The following is a 718-nucleotide window of genomic DNA, read 5'->3' as shown; positions in this document are numbered from 1 at the left end:
CATCGATGCGGCGATGCTCAGCGACGATCTGCCACTCAACGCATATCTCGATCACGGGTTCAACGCGTATCTTTCGCACGCCCATTAAATCAACACGCAACGAGGGGACCGCTCGGGTGAGTCAGAAACACGGCCTGGCCGTATTCTTCGGTTGCGTGATTGCGATCGCCGTCGCCTACGTCGCCACGTATTCGCGCTTTCACCCGGAACCCGCTGCCGTCGCCGCCGCAACTGGCGCGCCCGCCATCGCGTCGGCCGCCATCGCACTGACCACCGACCTCGCGCCGCTGCCCGCGGCGAACGGCCCGCTGTCGTGGGCACGCCTGTCGCCCGCGCAGCACGTCGCGCTTGCGCCGTTCGCCAGCCAGTGGGATTCGTTCAGCGACGCCCGCAAGCGGAAATGGCTGAAGATCGCCGCGCGCTTCCCGAAGATGACGCCCGACGCGCAGAAGCGCCTGCAGGAGCGGATGACCGAATGGGTCGGGATGACACCTGACGAGCGCCGCGTCGCGCGCGAGAACTACCAGGTCGCGAAGGGCCTGTCCGCGCAGGCGCGCGAGCGCGCGTGGAAGGCCTACCAGCAGTTGCCCGAGGAGCAGAAGGAGCGCCTCGCGGCTGCCGAGCGCCGCCGCCGGCCGTCCGTCGTCAGCGCGCCGCCCGCCGGCAAGGGCGACCGCGACGTCCGCCGCCTCGTCAACACGCACGAGCATCCGGCAAA

At 69.1% G+C, this 718-nt stretch carries 2 protein-coding genes; both read left to right on the top strand.

Going from position 1 to position 718, the window contains the following annotated elements; all coding sequences use genetic code 11:
• The coding region (locus G3N94_RS41585; RefSeq protein ID WP_205799944.1) for a DUF3619 family protein at positions 1–88 on the top strand (88 nt) is incomplete at its 5' end.
• A 28-nt stretch (positions 89–116) separates the two neighbouring features.
• Positions 117–718 (top strand): DUF3106 domain-containing protein (locus tag G3N94_RS41580; RefSeq protein WP_205799943.1); only part of this gene is annotated, 602 nt, incomplete at its 3' end.

The sequence above is a fragment of the Burkholderia sp. Ac-20353 genome, assembly GCF_017104785.1.
In the GTDB taxonomy this organism is placed as follows: domain Bacteria; phylum Pseudomonadota; class Gammaproteobacteria; order Burkholderiales; family Burkholderiaceae; genus Burkholderia.
Note: the sequence above shows the minus strand (reverse complement) of the source record. Positions and strands in the feature narration are given on the sequence as shown.